This window comes from Cryptosporangium sp. NPDC051539 (genome assembly GCF_044454545.1).
Classification (GTDB): Bacteria; Actinomycetota; Actinomycetes; order Mycobacteriales; family Cryptosporangiaceae; genus Cryptosporangium.
On sequence record NZ_JBITDV010000002.1, the window covers coordinates 863,896 to 880,939 of the forward strand.

At 71.8% G+C, this 17,044-nt stretch carries 14 protein-coding genes and 1 pseudogene; 13 read left to right on the forward strand and 2 right to left on the reverse strand.

Annotated elements, in window-relative coordinates:
• Positions 1–118 precede the first annotated feature (118 nt).
• From aroC to aroQ, 4 genes are read left to right on the forward strand one after another with little or no spacing between them, the layout of a single operon-like run.
• Positions 119–1,300, forward strand: a complete 1,182-nt coding sequence (gene aroC / locus ACIBZJ_RS10010) for a chorismate synthase (RefSeq protein WP_395927602.1) — start codon at positions 119–121, stop codon at positions 1,298–1,300.
• The gene (locus ACIBZJ_RS10015; protein ID WP_395927604.1) at positions 1,297–1,812 is read left to right on the forward strand and encodes a shikimate kinase; all 516 of its coding nucleotides are present in this window, start codon (positions 1,297–1,299) and stop codon (positions 1,810–1,812) included. Before aroC ends, ACIBZJ_RS10015 begins: the two co-directional genes overlap by 4 nt.
• Entirely contained in the window at positions 1,809–2,939 is a 1,131-nt protein-coding gene (gene aroB / locus ACIBZJ_RS10020; protein WP_395927606.1) for a 3-dehydroquinate synthase, read from the forward strand. The genes ACIBZJ_RS10015 and aroB overlap by 4 nt, the downstream gene beginning before the upstream one ends.
• On the forward strand, positions 2,936–3,364 hold the full coding sequence (gene aroQ, locus ACIBZJ_RS10025; protein WP_395927608.1) for a type II 3-dehydroquinate dehydratase: 429 nt from the start codon (positions 2,936–2,938) through the stop codon (positions 3,362–3,364). Before aroB ends, aroQ begins: the two co-directional genes overlap by 4 nt.
• A gap of 51 nt (positions 3,365–3,415) precedes the next feature.
• On the opposite strand, the gene ACIBZJ_RS10030 is transcribed toward aroQ, so the two are convergent.
• On the reverse strand, positions 3,416–5,386 hold the full coding sequence (locus ACIBZJ_RS10030) for a glycoside hydrolase family 9 protein (RefSeq protein WP_395927610.1): 1,971 nt from the start codon (positions 5,384–5,386) through the stop codon (positions 3,416–3,418).
• Between the two features lie 214 nt (positions 5,387–5,600).
• Between ACIBZJ_RS10030 and efp the strand changes: the two genes are divergently transcribed.
• Together efp and nusB are read left to right on the forward strand one after the other, a co-directional pair.
• Entirely contained in the window at positions 5,601–6,164 is a 564-nt protein-coding gene (gene efp, locus ACIBZJ_RS10035) for an elongation factor P (RefSeq protein WP_395927612.1), read from the forward strand.
• Complete coding sequence (nusB, locus tag ACIBZJ_RS10040) at positions 6,161–6,613, forward strand: transcription antitermination factor NusB (protein ID WP_395927614.1); 453 nt, start codon at positions 6,161–6,163, stop codon at positions 6,611–6,613. The genes efp and nusB overlap by 4 nt, the downstream gene beginning before the upstream one ends.
• Positions 6,614–7,230: 617 nt before the next feature.
• On the opposite strand, the gene ACIBZJ_RS10045 is transcribed toward nusB, so the two are convergent.
• Positions 7,231–7,707 carry a transcriptional regulator gene (locus tag ACIBZJ_RS10045; RefSeq protein WP_395927616.1) on the reverse strand — a complete coding sequence of 159 codons (477 nt, stop codon included), beginning with the start codon at positions 7,705–7,707 and terminating at the stop codon, positions 7,231–7,233.
• 511 nt (positions 7,708–8,218) lie between these two features.
• Here ACIBZJ_RS10045 and pyrR point away from each other — a divergent pair.
• From pyrR to ACIBZJ_RS10080, 7 genes and pseudogenes are all read left to right on the forward strand, one after another.
• Positions 8,219–8,758, forward strand: coding sequence for a bifunctional pyr operon transcriptional regulator/uracil phosphoribosyltransferase PyrR (gene pyrR, locus ACIBZJ_RS10050; protein WP_395927787.1), 540 nt, complete (start codon positions 8,219–8,221; stop codon positions 8,756–8,758).
• The gene (locus ACIBZJ_RS10055; RefSeq protein ID WP_395927618.1) at positions 8,755–9,669 is read left to right on the forward strand and encodes an aspartate carbamoyltransferase catalytic subunit; all 915 of its coding nucleotides are present in this window, start codon (positions 8,755–8,757) and stop codon (positions 9,667–9,669) included. The genes pyrR and ACIBZJ_RS10055 overlap by 4 nt, the downstream gene beginning before the upstream one ends.
• Complete coding sequence (locus ACIBZJ_RS10060) at positions 9,666–10,967, forward strand: dihydroorotase (RefSeq protein ID WP_395927620.1); 1,302 nt, start codon at positions 9,666–9,668, stop codon at positions 10,965–10,967. Before ACIBZJ_RS10055 ends, ACIBZJ_RS10060 begins: the two co-directional genes overlap by 4 nt.
• The gene (locus ACIBZJ_RS10065; RefSeq protein WP_395927622.1) at positions 10,964–11,500 is read left to right on the forward strand and encodes a transporter; all 537 of its coding nucleotides are present in this window, start codon (positions 10,964–10,966) and stop codon (positions 11,498–11,500) included. Before ACIBZJ_RS10060 ends, ACIBZJ_RS10065 begins: the two co-directional genes overlap by 4 nt.
• Positions 11,497–12,612: a glutamine-hydrolyzing carbamoyl-phosphate synthase small subunit gene (gene carA / locus ACIBZJ_RS10070; RefSeq protein ID WP_395927624.1), complete on the forward strand. Its 1,116-nt coding sequence runs from the start codon at positions 11,497–11,499 to the stop codon at positions 12,610–12,612. Before ACIBZJ_RS10065 ends, carA begins: the two co-directional genes overlap by 4 nt.
• The gene (carB, locus tag ACIBZJ_RS10075; protein WP_395927626.1) at positions 12,612–15,932 is read left to right on the forward strand and encodes a carbamoyl-phosphate synthase large subunit; all 3,321 of its coding nucleotides are present in this window, start codon (positions 12,612–12,614) and stop codon (positions 15,930–15,932) included. The genes carA and carB overlap by 1 nt, the downstream gene beginning before the upstream one ends.
• Positions 15,929–16,975, forward strand: a pseudogene (locus ACIBZJ_RS10080) (quinone-dependent dihydroorotate dehydrogenase); the annotation flags it as partial. The gene carB and the pseudogene ACIBZJ_RS10080, both read left to right, overlap by 4 nt.
• Positions 16,976–17,044 lie beyond the last annotated feature (69 nt).

Below are 17,044 nucleotides of genomic sequence, written 5' to 3' on the forward strand. Positions count from 1 at the left end.
GCATGCCCAGGGTCGCGGCGTCGGCCCGCTCGACCGCCGGCGCCGTCCTCAGCGGGCTCCAGATCAGCGCGCGTGCCTGCGGCGACTCCGGGCTTTCCGGCCGTGAAAGACTGCACGTATGTTGCGCTGGATGACTGCTGGCGAGTCTCACGGGCCCGCCCTCGTCGCGATGTTGGAGGGGCTTCCCGCCGGTATCGCGGTGACCACGACCGAGATCTCCGACCAGCTCGCCCGTCGCCGCCTGGGCTACGGCCGCGGCGCCCGGATGAAGTTCGAGCAAGACGAGGTCGAGATCCTCGGCGGCGTCCGCCACGGCCGGACGCTCGGCAGCCCGGTCGCGATCCGGGTCGGCAACACCGAGTGGCCCAAGTGGGAAGAAGTGATGTCGGCCGACCCGGTGGACGAGGAGATCCTCGCCAGCCTGGCCCGCAACGCCCCGCTGACCCGCCCGCGTCCCGGCCACGCCGACCTCGCCGGCATGCAGAAGTACGGCTTCAACGACGCCCGCCCGATCCTCGAGCGCGCCAGCGCCCGGGAGACCGCGGCCCGCGTCGCACTCGGCACCGTCGCCCAGTCCCTGCTCCGCCAGGCACTCGGCGTCGAGATCGTCTCGCACGTGGTGGAATTGGGATCGGTGGCCGTCAAGGACGGCGTCGACCTGCCGACCCCCGACGATCGCGAGCGCATCGACGCCGACCCGCTGCGCTGCGCCGACGCCGACGCGTCGGCCCGGATGGTCGCCGAGGTGGACGCGGCCAAGGCCGATGCCGACACGCTCGGCGGCATCGTCGAGGTGCTCGCCTACGGCCTGCCCCCGGGCCTCGGCAGCCACGTCCAGTGGGACCGCAAGCTCGACTCCCGGCTGGCCGCCGCGCTGGTGAGCATCCAGGCGTTCAAGGGCGTCGAGATCGGTGACGCGTTCACCCAGGCTCGCTCGCGCGGCTCGGCCGCCCACGACGAGATCGTCAACACACCGGACGGCGTGCGCCGGCTGACCGGCCACGCCGGCGGCATCGAGGGTGGCATGACGACCGGCGAGGTGCTGCGCATCCGCGGCGCGATGAAGCCGATCGCGACGATCTCCCGCGCGCTGCAGACCGTCGACGTGACCACCGGCGAGGCCGCCAAGGCGATCGCCCAGCGCAGCGACGTGTGCGCGGTGCCGGCCGCGGCGATCGTGGCCGAGGCGATGGTCGCGCTGACGCTCGCCGATGCCGCGACGGAGAAGTTCGGCGGCGACTCGGTGGACGAGATCCGCCGCAACCTGGCCGGTTACCGGGCCGCGCTGGTGATCGAGTGAGCCGGCCGGTCGCGGTACTCGTCGGGCCGCCCGGCGCGGGCAAGACGACGCTCGGCGTGCTGCTGGCCGTGCACCTCGGCGTCGCGTTCCGCGACGTCGACCACGACATCGAGGCGAGCGTGGGCAAGCCGATCAGCGACATCTTCGTCGACGACGGCGAAGCGGCGTTCCGTTCGCTGGAGGTCGCCGCGGTAGCCGAAGCGTTGCGGACCCACGACGGGGTGCTGGCGCTGGGCGGCGGCGCCGTCCTCGCGGAGGCCACCCGGGAAGCACTGAAATCCCACCGGGTCGTGTTCCTCGACGTCGGTCTGAGCGACGCGGCCGAGCGGGTCGGGCTCAATGCCGCCCGCCCGCTGCTGGCGCTCAATCCCCGGGCCACGCTGCGGACGCTGCTGGCCGAGCGCGCGCCGATCTACGCCGGGGTCGCCACGATCACCGTCCCCACCGACGGCCGCACCCCCGAGGAGATCCTCGCCGACGTCGTCCAGCAACTGGACGAGGTGCCGGCATGAGCACCCCACCCGTCCCGGCTCCGGCGGGGGTCACTCGCGTCACGGTGACCGGTGAGTCGTCGTACGACGTGCTCATCGGACGCGGCCTGCTCGGCGAGCTGCCGCCGCTGCTCGGGGGCGCTCAGCGGGTCGCGGTCATCCACCCGGGTACCCTGCGCACCACGGGCGAGGCCGTCCGCGACGACCTGCGCGCACAGGGCTTCGAGGCGCACTCGCTCGAGATCCCGGACGCCGAAGACGGCAAGACGCTCGAGGTCGCCGGCTTCTGCTGGGACGTCCTGGGCCAGGCCGGCTTCACCCGCACCGACGCGATCGTCGGGCTCGGCGGCGGCGCGGTCACCGACCTCGCCGGGTTCGTCGCGGCCTGCTGGTTGCGCGGGGTCCGTGTGGTGCAGGTCCCGACGACGCTGCTGGGCATGGTCGACGCCGCGGTCGGGGGCAAGACCGGCATCAACACCGCGGCCGGCAAGAACCTGGTCGGGGCGTTCCACCCGCCGGCCGGGGTTCTCGTCGACCTGGCCACGCTGGAGACGCTCCCGAAGCACGAACTGGTCGCCGGGATGGCCGAGATCGTCAAGGCGGGCTTCATCGCCGACCCGCGGATCCTGGAACTGATCGAGGCCGGCCCGGCGGCGGCGACCGACCCGGCGTCGGAGGTGCTCAGGGAGCTGGTCGAGCGGTCGATCACCGTCAAGGCGAACGTCGTTTCGGCCGACCTGCGCGAATCCGGGCTGCGCGAGACGCTGAACTACGGGCACACGCTGGGCCACGCGATCGAGAAGAACGAGCGGTACCGGTGGCGGCACGGTGCGGCGGTGAGCGTCGGGCTGGTGTTCGCGGCCGAGCTCGGGCGGCTCGCCGGGCGTCTCGACGACGCCACGGCCGACCGGCACCGGGACGTGCTGGACCTGCTCGGGCTGCCGCTGACGTATTCGGCCGCGGCCTGGCCGCAATTGCTCGACTCGATGCGCGTCGACAAGAAATCGCGCGGGAACCGGCTGCGGTTCATCGTGCTCGACGGGCTCGCGAAGCCGACCGTGCTGGAAGATCCCGATCCCGGGCTGCTGGTCGCGGCCTACTCGGCCGTCGGTACCGAGAGCGCACCGGCCCGCGCGGTGCAGCTGTGACCCGCGTGTACGTGCTGAACGGGCCGAACATCGGACGGCTCGGTACCCGGGAGCCGGAGATCTACGGCTCGGACTCCTACGCCGACCTCGAAACGTCGTGCCGGGCGACCGGCGAGGAACTCGGCCTCGACGTGGTCGTGCGCCAGACCGACGCCGAGCACGAGATGCTCGGGTGGCTGCACGCGGCCGCGGACGAGCGCGCCCCGGTCGTGCTGAACCCGGGCGCGTGGACGCACTACAACATCGCGGTCCGCGACGCCTGCGCGATGTTGCGGGCGCCGCTCATCGAGGTGCACATCTCGAACGTCCACACCCGCGAAGAGTTCCGCCACCACTCGGTCGTCAGCGCCGTCGCCACCGGGGTCATCATCGGCCTCGGCCTCGGCGGCTACCGCCTCGCCCTGCACCACCTGACGACGCTCTGACCGGTTGATTCCGCCCCGGCCGGCTGGGGCGGAATCGGGTAACCGCAGCGGCTACAGACGGGCCTGCAGGGTGACGGCGAGCAACGCGGTGGCGGTGAAGTCGATCGCCGGCTCGACGCTCGAGTAGGCCTGGGGCTGGTCGACGAACCGGGCATCGGTGCGGTCGTAGCGGCTCACGTCGACCCCGGTGCACTTGGTCGCGCTCGTCGACGGTGTCAGCGACGTGAACGCCTGGGCCGCGTTCGGCCCGTTCACGACCGCCCCGGTGGCGATCTTCCCCTTCCCGTTCAGCGACCCGGACAGGTTCGCGATCTGGTGGTGGATGCACTTCGGATACGTGCTCCCGACGCCCACCACCAGCGACAACCCCCATCCGTTCGTCCCCAGCGCCACGTTGCGCTGCGCGGTGCCGAACGCGTCGTACGAGTCGTCGCCGGCCGCCCGGTGATAAATCGCCGCGACCGCGCTCCAGCCGAACGTCTTCGACGTGAAGTCGGCCTGGGTCAGCGGCGACGCGGCCCCGATCGGGCTCGAATCCGCCACCGTCACGCCGGCGTCCAGACGCGCCTTCAGGTCCGCGACCAGCGCGGCCTTGTCGACCTCGAGCCCGGACGCCCCCGTCTCGTCCAGCAGCCCCGACAACTCGCCGTCCGCCAGCGGCCCGACGTCGTAGAGGTTCAGCGGCTGCCGGTTACCGGTGCCGACCGCGAGCTTCGCCCAGTGCGCGGCCTGGCTCATCCACGCGGTCGACCGGGTGTCACCGAGCACCCACCCGGCCCGCGCGAGCTCGGTCGCGCCGAGTGCCATGTCGTCGCTCCACGAGCTCTCCGCGTAGTAGCCGCGGGGGTACGTCGTCATCAACGTCCCGTAGTCGTCGGTGTTCGCGAGGTCGAGGATCGTCGCGGCGGCGTTCAAGTGGGCCCGGGCCCGGGTCGGCTGGTCACCGGCCTCGACCTGGGCCGCCAGCGCGAACGCGGCCGCGACCCGGCCGGCGACGTTCGGGCTGATCGCACCGCCCGGGGTGTTCGCCCGGAACACCGGCCGGTCGCGCAGGAACCGCTTGGAGTCGCCGGTCGCGCTGTCGTCGGCCTCCGGCAGCCGCCAGGTGTCGTGGTCGCCGACCAGGTTGTCGACCCCGCCGCTGCCCAGGCCGACCTGTAGATAGAGCGTCTGCGTCGTTTCGTCCCACATCTTGTCGAGCCAGCCGACGCCGTGCGCGGCCTCGTCGGCGAGGCCGTCGATCGCCTTGCCGTTGCCGATGCTGGCGTCGCCGCCGCGCTGCGCGAGCAGCATCAACGTGACCGCGTACGCGGTCGTGTGGGTGAACTTGAGGTAGTCGCCGGCGTCGAACCAGCCGCCGGTCACGTCGAGCGACGCGGGACCGTCCCCGGACTCGGTCAGCCCGGCCGCGAGGTCGTCGCCGTCGGAGAAGTCCGGTGCGTCGTAGACGGTCGCGTGCGCGTCGTTGAGGTGCGACGGTTTCCGCGGGATCGGCTCGGACACCAGGTCGGACCCGTCGCGCTGCAGGCCGAAGAACTTGACCGTGTCGGCCGCGACCTCGCCGAACAGCTCCTTGCTCGCGCCCACCAGGAACACCGGGGAGACGGCGGTCGCACCGCCGGTCACCCGGATGCGGTAGGCGCCCGCGGTTCGTAAAGCGGAGATGTCGATCGGATAGCTGGCCGGATAGCGGTCGCTCCAGGGCCCGCGATCCGCGCCGACCGAGCCCTTCAGCGCGATCGACCCGTCCTGCCGCTCGACGGCGAACGAGGCCCCGTCGGCCTTGCGCGGAGCGAGCAGCACGGCGACCTTGGTTTCACCGTTCCCGTAGCCGACCTGGTCGATCCGGACGACGGCGTCGGTCGGGCCCACGGGGGTCCACGTACCCGAAGGGGCGTCCCGCTCGGAATCGTCGTCCGGGTTCCCACCGCCGGTGCAGCCGGCGAGCAGCGCCAGCGCGGTCAGCGTCGCGACGGCCGTGGAGAGAAGCCGGGGGAAGGCCGCAGGGCGGCGGTAGCGCACGAGAACCCTCTCTGTCGTGGAGCCGGAGTCCGCCGTCCACGGTCGGGCGGACACGAAGCATCGGGCCGGCTAGCCCTACGGGTAGTATCGGGTGACCTGCCAAGCGGGTGGTGTCCCACCGCCCAGCCTCTCAGGAGATCCCTACGACTTGCGCACCGGCCTCACGTGCACCACGCGGCTGAGACCGGCCGACCAGGAGACGAAGAGCTTCCGCATGGCCACCACGAACGACCTGAAAAACGGCATCACGCTGAACCTGGACGGTCAGCTCTGGAACGTCGTCGAGTTCCAGCACGTCAAGCCCGGCAAGGGCGGCGCGTTCGTGCGGACGACGCTGAAGAACGTCCTGACCGGCAAGGTCGTCGACAAGACGTTCAACGCCGGCGTGAAGGTCGAGACCGCCAACGTCGACAAGCGGGCGATGTCGTACCTGTACAAGGACGCCGGCGACTTCGTGTTCATGGACTCGGAGACCTACGACCAGATCACGGTCCCGGCCGGCACGGTGGGCGGCAACGCCGACTACCTGCTGGAGAACGCCGAGGTCACGATCGCGCTGCACGACTCGACGCCGCTCTACGTCGAGCTGCCGGCCTCGGTCGAGCTCGTCGTCCAGCACACCGACCCGGGCCTGCAGGGCGACCGGTCGACCGGCGGCACCAAGCCGGCCGAGCTCGAGACCGGCGCGACGATCCAGGTCCCGCTGTTCATCAACACCGGCGACAAGCTGAAGGTCGACACCCGCGACGGCAGGTACATCGGCCGGGTCACGGGGTGACCAGTCCTCGACCGAACCCGCGCCGCGACAACGACCCCGATCGGCGTTCGGCGCGTCGCAAGGCGCGGAAGCGCGCACTCGACATCCTGTTCGAGGCCGACCTCCGCGGTACCGAACCCCTCGCGACCGCTCGCGACCGGCTCGCGCAGTCCGACCCGCCGGTTCCGGACTACGCGATCACGCTGGTCGAGGGTGTGACCGACAAGCGGGCCCGGCTCGACGAGCTCATCTCGACGTACGCCGAGGGCTGGACCCTCGACCGGATGCCTGCCGTCGACCGCAATCTGTTGCGCCTGGGCGTCTACGAACTGCTGTTCCGTGACGACATTCCCGACGCGGTAGCGATCGACGAGGCGGTCGACCTCGCCCGGGAGCTCTCGACGGACGAGTCCCCGCGGTTCGTCAACGGCCTGCTGGGCCGTCTGCAGCTGGTCAAGGCCGAGCTCTAGATTTATTACGCCTGCAGTGTGCGCGCCGGTTGCTCCCGCGACCGGCGCGCAGTCGTTCCCGGCCGGGTCGGCCCGCTCCGCCGCAGGCGGTTGCGCACCCACCCTCCGGTGGCGGGGGGTATGCAGGGTCGCCGCCCTGCTGCGGGGGAGGCGGCCCAGTGCGGGCGCGGTCGTGCCCCCGCGCACGCGGCGCGGATGCCGGTGGCGGGGCCGGTGACGGCGACGGAGCCGGTGGCGGTGGCGGCACCTGGGCTGGTGGCGGCACCTGGGCTGGTGGCGGGGCGGGTGGCGGTGGCAGGGCCGGTGGCGGGGCCGGGGCCGGGGGCGGTCCGGCCCGATGGTCCGCGTACTCGGGACTGACGAGGTTGCCGACGACTTTCCGGTCCTACGACCGGCGTCTTCACAACGAAAAGTCGCCGCACGCCAGCGTCGGAGTGGGCGGGAGCCCGGCCGGGTTCCGCGTGCCGGTCGCGCGCCGGAACGAAGCCCCCGCGCCGACGGCGCCGGGACGACGAAGCCGCCGCGCCGAGGCGCCGGGACGACGAAGCCCCCCGCGCCGACGGCGCGGGGGGCTTCGTCGATGTTCCAGCCGACACCCCCGGCTGGAACCAGGGGTGTTACGGGCGAATCGGAGTAGCGACGAGCACGTTCCACTCGGTGAGCTTCTCGATCAGCCCGGCCGGGGAGAGGTCGTACACGATCGCGAGAGTGCGCAGGTCATCGGCGCGGATGGACAGCACCCGGCCGTTGTAGTCGCCGCGCTGCTGCTGGATGCTGCGGGCGAACCGCTGCACCGCACCCAGGTCTTCACCGGGCAGCTGCTCGAGGCGCTCGAGGTCGATGACGACCTTGCTGGCGCCCTCGTGACGGCCGGGACCGTCACCGGGGAGGAGCTCCGCGATCGGGACCCGGTAGAACTCGGCGAGCTCGTTCAGGCGGGCGACGGTGACAGCCCGGTCGCCGCGCTCGTACGAACCGACGACGACCGCCTTCCAGCGACCGCCGGACTTCTCCTCCACCCCCTGTAGCGAGAGGCCCTGCTGCTGCCGGATGGCTCGCAGCCGGGCACCGAGGGCCTTGGCGTAATCGGACATTAGTTCTCCGAGGGGTATTGCGCATGCCCGGGGAAAGCATGCGGGCGGACGGGCAGCGACACCCGAGCCACGTCTCCGCGCCCGGTCGCTACGCAGAGTGACCGTAGGGCCAGCGGGGCAATCCGGTCAAGAGGAATGACGAAACCGTAGCCGCCCGGCGTTGTGACGTTGAACGCCTCGGTCGATTCCACGCGGTAAGCACCTATGCCCGTTGTCGCTGCAGGGTGTGACGGTCACAGTTCATCATCCTGTCGTCACATGGTTCACATCGGTACCGGAAGTCGGGCCCTGCTCGGTACGAAACGGCACAGTTTTTCGCGCCCGCACAATGCGCCAAGCGCGGTGACAGCCGTTGTGACCTGCGTCGCCCGTGACTGCCGGGACCTGCGCAACGAACGGTCGCGGACGGTCAAGTCGCTGATAACGTTGCCAACGCAATGCCAATCCTTTAACGACCCGTCCGGTGAGGCGGGGAAGGAGGTGGCCGGCGGTGACGCCTGCCCTGGAACGACTGGAAGAGCCCCCCGACCGCGAGATTCTCGACGAGGCGGCGGTCGGGCGCACGATCGACCGGATCGCGCACCAGATCCTCGAGAAGACCGACGGCGGCACCGGCACGGTGCTGATGGGCATCCCCACCCGCGGTGCCCCGCTCGCCCGGCGGCTGGCCGGCCGCATCGAGACGTTCACCGGCGTGACCCTCCCGGTCGGCGCCCTGGACGTCACGCTCTACCGCGACGACCTGCGCCTGCGGGGCCCGCGCGCGCTGGAACGCACCGATCTGCCCAGCGAGGGCATCGACGGGGGCCGGGTGATCCTGGTGGACGACGTCCTGTTCTCCGGGCGCACGATCCGCGCCGCGCTCGACGCCCTCTCCGATCTCGGCCGCCCGCGTAGCGTCCAACTGGCGGTTCTCGTCGACCGGGGCCACCGGGAACTACCGATCCGGGCCGATTACGTCGGCAAGAACCTGCCGACCTCGCGCAGCGAGAACGTGCGGGTCCACCTGCAGGAGACCGACGGACGCGACGCGGTGGTGATCGCCGGATGATCACCCACCTGCTCTCCGCCGGCGACCTGGACGCCGAGACCGCGACCCTCATCCTCGACACCGCGACCGAACTGGCCGCCGCGAGCGGGCGGAGCGTCCGGAAGTTTCCGACGCTGCGCGGACGCACGGTCGTGAACCTCTTCTACGAGGACTCGACCCGCACCCGGATCTCGTTCGAGGCCGCGGCCAAGCGACTGTCCGCCGACGTCATCAATTTCTCGGCCAAGGGGTCGAGCGTCAGCAAGGGCGAATCGCTCAAGGACACCGCGCTGACACTGCAGGCGATGGGCGCGGACGCCGTGGTGATCCGTCACCAGGCCAGCGGTGCGCCGCACACGCTGGCCAAATGGGTCGACGGGGCGGTCGTGAACGCCGGCGACGGCACTCACGAGCACCCGACTCAAGCCCTGCTCGACGCCTACACGATGCGCAGCCGCCTCGGGCGCCTCGACGGCCTGCGGGTCGGGATCGTCGGCGACGTGCTGCACAGCCGGGTCGCCCGGTCGAACGTGCTGCTGCTGGCGACGCTCGGCGCCGAGGTCACGCTGGTCGCGCCGCCGACACTGGTGCCGGTCGGGGTCGGCTCCTGGCCGGCCGACGTCTCCTACGACCTGGACGCCGTGCTGCCGAAGCTCGACGTCGTGATGGCGCTGCGGGTGCAGCGGGAGCGGATGAACACGTCGTACTTCCCGACCGAGCGCGAGTACGCCCGCCGCTACGGCCTGGACGCCCGCCGGGTGGCCGCGCTGCCCGAGCACGCGATCGTGATGCACCCGGGGCCGATGAACCGGGGCATGGAGATCACGCCCGAGGTCGCGGATTCACCCCGCAGCACGATCGTCGAACAGGTCACCAACGGCGTGAACGTCCGGATGGCCGTCCTCTACCTGCTCCTCGGAGGGGCCTCATGAGCAGTTACCTGATCCGCGGCGCGACGTTCCCCGACGGGACCGTCAAGGACCTGGCGGTCGACAACGGCCTGATCGCCGAGAACGCCGACGACGCCGAGGTCATCGACGCTTCCGGCCTCCACGTCCTCCCGGGCCTCGTCGACCTGCACACCCACCTGCGCCAGCCCGGCCGGGAGGACGCCGAGACGATCGAGACCGGCAGCCGCGCGGCCGCGCTCGGTGGCTACACCGCGGTCTGCGCGATGGCGAACACCGACCCGGTCGCCGACGCGGCCGGCATCGTCGAGCAGGTCTGGCGGCTCGGCCGCGAGGTCGGGCTGGTCGACGTCCAGCCGATCGGCGCCGTCACGCTGGGCCTCAAGGGCGAGCGGCTGGCCGAGCTCGGCGCGATGGCCGACTCGGCCGCCCGGGTCCGGGTGTTCTCCGACGACGGTCACTGCGTGCACGACGCCGCGGTGATGCGCCGGGCGCTGGAGTACGTCAAGGCGTTCGACGGGGTCATCGCGCAGCACGCCGAGGACCCGAAGCTCACGGTCGGCGCGCAGATGAACGAGGGCGAGCAGTCGGCGCAGCTCGGGCTGACCGGCTGGCCCGCGGTCGCCGAGGAGGCGATCATCGCCCGCGACGCGCTGCTGGCCGCTCACGTCGGCTCGCGGCTGCACGTCTGCCACGTCTCGACCGCGGGCTCGGTCGAGGTGCTGCGCTGGGCCAAGGGCCGCGGGATCCGGGTGACCGCCGAGGTCACCCCGCACCACCTGCTGCTCACCGACGAACTGGCCGCGACCTACGACCCGGTCTACAAGGTCAACCCGCCGCTGCGGACGTCGGAGGACGTCACCGCGCTGCGCGAGGCCCTGGCCGACGGGACGATCGACGCGGTCGCCACCGACCACGCCCCGCACGCCCGCGAGGACAAGGAGTGCGAGTGGGCGGCGGCCCGGCCCGGCATGCTGGGCCTGGAGACCGCGCTCCCGATCGTGATCAAGACGATGGTGCGGACCGGCCTGCTCGACTGGGCCGGGGTCGCCGACCGGATGAGCCACACGCCGGCCCGGATCGCGGGTCTGACCGGCGCCGGCGGGGCGGGCGGGGCCGGTGCCCACGGACGTCCGCTCGCCGTCGGTGAGCCGGCCAACCTCGTGCTCGTCGACCCCGCCGCCGAGAAGACCGTCGTCCCGAGTGAGCTGGCCAGCATCAGCCGCAACACCCCGTACGCGGGTCTCACGCTGCCGGGCGCGATCACGGCCACGTTCCTGCGCGGGCGGGCCACCGTCCTCGACCGGAAGGCCCAGGCATGATCGCTGCCGCCTACCAGCGCGGGCCCGACCACTGGACCGCCCGGATCCTGGTCACCGCGGCCGTGCTGGTCGTGTTCGCGCTGATCGTGCTGGCCGCCCGTCGGGCCTGGAAACGCCGGGTCGCGGCCCATGCCGGCCTGCTGCCGCTGCCGCTGCCGAGCGGCACGGTCACCGACGGCGTGCCGGAAAGCAACGGCCTCTACGTCGGCACCACGCAGGCCGGTCAGTGGCAGGCCCGCGTCTACGCGGGTGACCTCGCCAACCGGGCCGCCGCCACCCTGCACACCGGCCCCGAAGGCGTGCTGATCGAACGCGACGGAGCGGAACCGATTTTCCTTCCGGCCGCAGCCATCACCGGAGCAAGGCTGGACGCCGGCCTCGCGAACAAGGTCGTCGGCGGTGCCGGGCTGCTGGTGATCACCTGGGACCAGCACGGCTACGGACTCGACACCGGATTCCGAGCCGACCACCGCATCGACAACGCGACCCATCTGCGCGCGATCGAGAACGTCATCCTGGAGAAGACCGCATGAGTACGAAACCCCCTGCTCTCCTCGTGCTGGAAGACGGCCGCACGTTCCGCGGCGAGGCCTTCGGCGCGACCGGCGAGACGTTCGGCGAGGCCGTGTTCACCACCGGCATGACCGGTTACCAGGAGACGCTCACCGACCCGTCCTACCACCGGCAGATCGTCACGATGACCGCGCCGCACGTCGGCAACACCGGCGTGAACCTCGAGGACGACGAGTCGGCGAAGATCTGGGTCGCCGGGTACGTCGTCCGTGACCCGGCCCGGATCTCGTCCAACTGGCGCGCGACCGGCTCGCTGGACGACCGGCTCCGGGCCGAGGGCATCGTCGGGATCGCCGGCGTCGACACCCGGGCGCTCACCCGTCACCTGCGCGAGCGCGGTGCGATGCGGGCGGCGGTGTCCAGCGACGGTTCGAGCCCCGAGGAGGTGCTCGCACGCGTCCTGAGCAGCCCGGCCATGGCCGGCGCCGACCTGGTCGGCGACGTCACCACGGCCGAGCCGTACGTGATCGACGCGGAGGGGCCGGCCCGCTTCACGGTCGCCGCGATCGACCTCGGCATCAAGCGCAACACCCCGCGCCGGATGGCCGCCCGCGGCATCGAGGTGCACGTCCTGCCCGCGACCACGACGCCCGGCGACCTGCTGGCGCTCGGGCCCGACGGGGTGTTCTTCTCGAACGGCCCCGGCGACCCGGCCACCGCGGACGGGCCGGTGGCGCTGGCCCAGGCCGCGCTGGGCGCCCGGATACCTACCTTCGGCATCTGTTTCGGCAACCAGGTGCTGGGCCGCGCCCTCGGCTTCGGCACCTACAAGCTCGTCTACGGGCACCGGGGCATCAACCAGCCGGTGCTGGACAAGAAGACCGGCAAGGTCGAGATCACCGCCCACAACCACGGCTTCGCCGTCGACGCCCCTCGGGACGGTGCCGGGGAGACGCCGTTCGGCCGGGCCGAGGTCAGCCACGTCTGCCTCAACGACGACGTGGTGGAGGGCCTGAACTGCCTCGACACCCCGGCGTTCAGCGTCCAGTACCACCCCGAGGCCGCTGCCGGTCCGCACGACGCGGACTACCTGTTCGACCGGTTCGTGAACCTGATGGAGGGCAACGCCTGATGCCGAAACGCGACGACATCCGGCACGTGCTGGTCATCGGCTCCGGGCCGATCCTGATCGGCCAGGCCGCCGAGTTCGACTACTCCGGCACCCAGGCCTGCCGCGTCCTGCGCGAGGAGGGCCTGCGGGTCAGCCTCGTCAACTCCAACCCGGCGACGATCATGACCGACCCGGAGTTCGCCGACTCGACCTACATCGAGCCGATCACCCCGGAGTACGTCGAGCAGATCATCGCGCGGGAGCGTCCGGACGCCCTGCTGGCGACCCTGGGCGGGCAGACCGCGCTGAACACCGCGGTCGCGCTGCACGAGCGTGGCGTCCTCGACAAGTACAACGTCGAGCTGATCGGCGCCGACATCGACGCGATCCAGCGCGGCGAGGACCGGCAGCGGTTCAAGGACATCTGCGCCTCGGTCGGCGCCGAGACCCCCCGCTCCGCGGTCTGCCACTCGATGGAGGAGGTCCGCGCGACCGTCGCCGACCTGGGCCTCCCAGTGGTGATCCGTCCGTCGTTCACGATGGGCGGCCTCGGCTCCGGCATGGCCCACACCGACGCCGACCTGGAGCGGATCGCCAAGACCGGCCTCGACGCCAGCCCCACCACCGAGGTCCTGATCGAGGAGAGCGTCCTCGGCTGGAAGGAGTACGAACTCGAGCTCATGCGCGACCGCAACGACAACGTCGTGGTCGTCTGCTCGATCGAGAACGTGGACGCGATGGGCGTGCACACCGGCGACTCGGTGACGGTCGCCCCGGCGATGACGCTCACCGACCGCGAGTACCAGCGGCTGCGTGACGTCGGCATCGACGTGCTGCGCGCGGTCGGCGTCGACACCGGCGGTTGCAACATCCAGTTCGCGATCAACCCGGAGAACGGCCGGCTGGTCGTCATCGAGATGAACCCGCGGGTCTCGCGCTCGTCGGCGCTGGCGTCGAAGGCGACCGGCTTCCCGATCGCGAAGATCGCCGCGAAGCTGGCCGTCGGCTACACGCTGGACGAGATCCGCAACGACATCACCGAGAAGACGCCGGCCAGCTTCGAGCCGAGCCTGGACTACGTCGTCGTCAAGGTGCCGCGGTTCGCGTTCGAGAAGTTCCCCGGCGCCGACCCGGAGCTCACCACGACGATGAAGTCGGTCGGCGAGGCGATGGCGCTGGGCCGGTCGTTCCCGGAGGCGCTGAACAAGGCGCTGCGGTCGGCCGAGACCGAGGCGGCGGGTTTCTGGACGGCGGCGGACCCCGGCAACGACCCGATCGAGGCGCTGAAGACGCCCCACGACGGGCGGCTCTACGACGCCGAGCGAGCGCTCCGCCTCGGGCACTCGGTCGCCGAGGTCTCGACGGCGAGCGGCTACGACCCCTGGTTCGTCGACCAGATCGCGTCGCTGGTCGAGTTGCGGGCCGAGATCGTCGACGCCGCCGTGCTCGACGCGGCGCTGCTGGGCAAGGCCAAGCGCGCCGGCCTCTCCGACCGGCAGGTCGCCGCTCTGCGTCCGGAGTTCGCCGGTGAGGACGGTGTCCGGACGCTGCGCCAGCGGCTGGGCGTGCGGCCGGTCTACAAGACCGTCGACACCTGCGCGGCCGAGTTCGCCGCGTCGACCCCGTACCACTACAGCGCCTACGAGACCGATCCCGAGGCCGAGACCGAGGTCCTCCCGAGCACGGGGGCCAAGGTGATGATCCTGGGCTCCGGCCCGAACCGGATCGGCCAGGGCATCGAGTTCGACTACTCGTGCGTGCACGCCGCGATGTCCCTGCGCGACGCCGGCTACGAGACCGTGATGGTCAACTGCAACCCGGAGACGGTCTCGACCGACTACGACACGTCCGACCGGCTCTACTTCGAGCCGCTGACGTTCGAGGACGTCCTCGAGGTCTGGCACGCCGAGGACTCCTCGGGCAAAGCGGCCGGTGGGCCCGGCGTCGTCGGGGTGATCGTCCAGCTCGGCGGGCAGACGCCGCTCGGCCTGGCCCGGCGGCTGGCCGCGGCCGGGGTCCCGGTCGTCGGCACGCCGCCGGAGAGCATTCACCTGGCCGAGGAGCGCGGTGCGTTCGGCCGGGTGCTGGATTCCGCGGGCCTTCCGGCGCCCAAGCACGGCCTGGCGACGTCCTACGCCGAGGCCAAGAAGATCGCCGAGGCGATCGGCTACCCGGTGCTCGTGCGTCCGTCCTACGTGCTCGGCGGCCGCGGCATGGAGATCGTCTACGACGACGCCACGCTGGAGTCCTACATCGCCCGGGCCACGCAGGTCAGTCCGGAGCATCCGGTCCTGGTGGACCGGTTCCTCGACGACGCGATCGAGATCGACGTGGACGCGCTGGCCGACGGCACCGGCGACGTCTACCTCGGTGGCGTGATGGAGCACATCGAGGAGGCCGGGATCCACTCCGGCGACTCGGCCTGTGCGCTCCCGCCGATCACGCTCGGATCGTCCGACATCGAGAACGTGCGCCGGTCGACGGCGGCCATCGCGGCCGGAGTGGGCGTGAAAGGCCTCCTGAACGTCCAGTACGCGCTGAAGGACGACACGCTCTACGTGCTCGAGGCCAACCCCCGGGCGTCGCGGACCGTGCCGTTCGTCTCGAAGGCCACCGCGGTTCCGCTGGCCAAGGCCGCGGCCCGGATCATGCTCGGGGCCACGATCGCTTCGCTGCGCGAAGAAGGTCTGTTGCCGGCCCTGGGCGACGGCGGGTCGCTCGCGCTGGAGCAGACGCCGATCGCGGTCAAGGAGGCCGTGCTGCCGTTCAAGCGGTTCCGCACGACCGCTGGCGCCGGGGTCGACAGCCTGCTCGGGCCGGAGATGAAATCCACCGGTGAGGTCATGGGCATCGACACCGCGTTCGGCGCGGCGTTCGCGAAGAGCCAGGCCGGTGCGTACGGGTCGCTGCCCGCGTCGGGACGGGTGTTCGTGTCGGTCGCGAACAAGGACAAGCGCTCGATCGTCTTCCCGGTCAAACGCCTGGTCGACCTGGGCTTCGAGGTGATCGCGACGCACGGCACCGCCGAGGTGCTCATGCGCCACGGCATCCCGGCCCGCGTCGTGCGCAAGCACTTCGAGCCGGCCGGCGGCGAGGACGATCACGACGTGGTCACGTTGATCAGGGCCGGAGAGGTTCAACTGGTCGTCAACACGCCCTACGGGAACTCCGGCCCGCGCGTCGACGGCTACGAGATCCGGTCGGCCGCGGTGGCGGCCGACGTCCCGTGCATCACGACCGTCCAGGCGGCGGCCGCGGCGGTGCTCGGCATCGAGGCGCAGCTGCGCGGAGAGCTGTTCGTGCGTCCGCTGCAGGAGCTGCACCGGGCGCTGCGTTCATGAGCGTCTACGGGTTCCTGCGCGATCGGACGCTCTTCCGGCTGGGCGGCGGCGACGCCGAGACCGCGCACGAGCGGACGCTGGCCGCGCTGACCCGGTTCGGCAACGTCCCGGCGGCGGTGGCCGGCGGGCGTCGCTGGGCCCTGGGCGACGCCCCGGGCCTGGCCCGGACGCTGTTCGGCGTGCCGTTCCCGGGCCCGGTCGGGCTGGCCGCGGGCATGGACAAGAACGGGGTCGCGCTGCCGGCCTGGGCCGGGCTCGGCTTCGGGTTCGTCGAGGTGGGCACCGTGACCGCGTACGCCCAGCCGGGCAATCCGCGGCCCCGGCTGTTCCGGCTGCCCGCCGACGAGGCGATCGTCAACCGGATGGGGTTCAACAACCGGGGCGCGGCCGCGCTGGCCGCCCGCCTGGCCGACCTGTCGGCCGGAGGGAAGCCCCCGCTGCCGGTCCCGGTCGGGGTGAGCCTGGGCAAGTCGAAGGTCACGCCGCTGGACGCCGCGGTCGAGGACTACCTGACGTCGCTCCGGCTGGTGCACCGCTACGCCGACTACGTCGCGGTGAACGTGAGCTCGCCGAACACGCCGGGCCTGCGGGCTCTGCAGGACCGGGCCGCGCTCGACTCCCTGGTGGCCGCGCTGGCCGCGGAGGCTTCGTCACTCGCCGGCACCCCGGGACCCCGCCGCCCCGCCGGGAGGCCGGTCCCGCTCGTCGTCAAGATCGCGCCGGATCTGACCGACGGCGCGGTCGGCGAGGTGCTCGAGGTCTGCGCGGCGCACGGCGTCGCCGGCGTGATCGTGTCCAACACGACGCTCGGCCGCGAGGGCGTCGCGACCGCGGAAGCCGGTGGGCTGTCCGGCGCGCCGCTGACCCGCCGCGCCCGGGATCTCGTCGGATTCGTCGTCCACGAAACGTCGGGACGCCTGCCGGTGATCGGCGTCGGCGGGATCCTGACGCCCGCCGACGCGACCGCGATGTTCGACCGCGGCGCCGCGGTGATCCAGCTCTACACCGGGCTCGTCTACCGGGGTCCGGGACTGGTCAGGTCGATCAACAAATCCGTCACTCAGCGTGGCGTCGGACGCTCGGCCCCCGGCGAGGCCGTTTCCGGCCCTCTG

Bases quoted from the DNA above. Each gene is read 5' to 3' on its own strand.
- ACIBZJ_RS10060 (WP_395927620.1), top strand. From the start codon at position 9,666: ATGAGCAGTTACCTGATCCGCGGCGCGACGTTCCCCGACGGGACCGTC.
- ACIBZJ_RS10055 (WP_395927618.1), top strand. From the start codon at position 8,755: ATGATCACCCACCTGCTCTCCGCCGGCGACCTGGACGCCGAGACCGCG.
- aroB (WP_395927606.1), top strand. From the start codon at position 1,809: ATGAGCACCCCACCCGTCCCGGCTCCGGCGGGGGTCACTCGCGTCACG.
- ACIBZJ_RS10045 (WP_395927616.1), bottom strand. From the start codon at position 7,707: ATGTCCGATTACGCCAAGGCCCTCGGTGCCCGGCTGCGAGCCATCCGG.
- efp (WP_395927612.1), top strand. From the start codon at position 5,601: ATGGCCACCACGAACGACCTGAAAAACGGCATCACGCTGAACCTGGAC.
- ACIBZJ_RS10065 (WP_395927622.1), top strand. From the start codon at position 10,964: ATGATCGCTGCCGCCTACCAGCGCGGGCCCGACCACTGGACCGCCCGG.
- aroC (WP_395927602.1), top strand. From the start codon at position 119: ATGTTGCGCTGGATGACTGCTGGCGAGTCTCACGGGCCCGCCCTCGTC.
- carA (WP_395927624.1), top strand. From the start codon at position 11,497: ATGAGTACGAAACCCCCTGCTCTCCTCGTGCTGGAAGACGGCCGCACG.
- carB (WP_395927626.1), top strand. From the start codon at position 12,612: ATGCCGAAACGCGACGACATCCGGCACGTGCTGGTCATCGGCTCCGGG.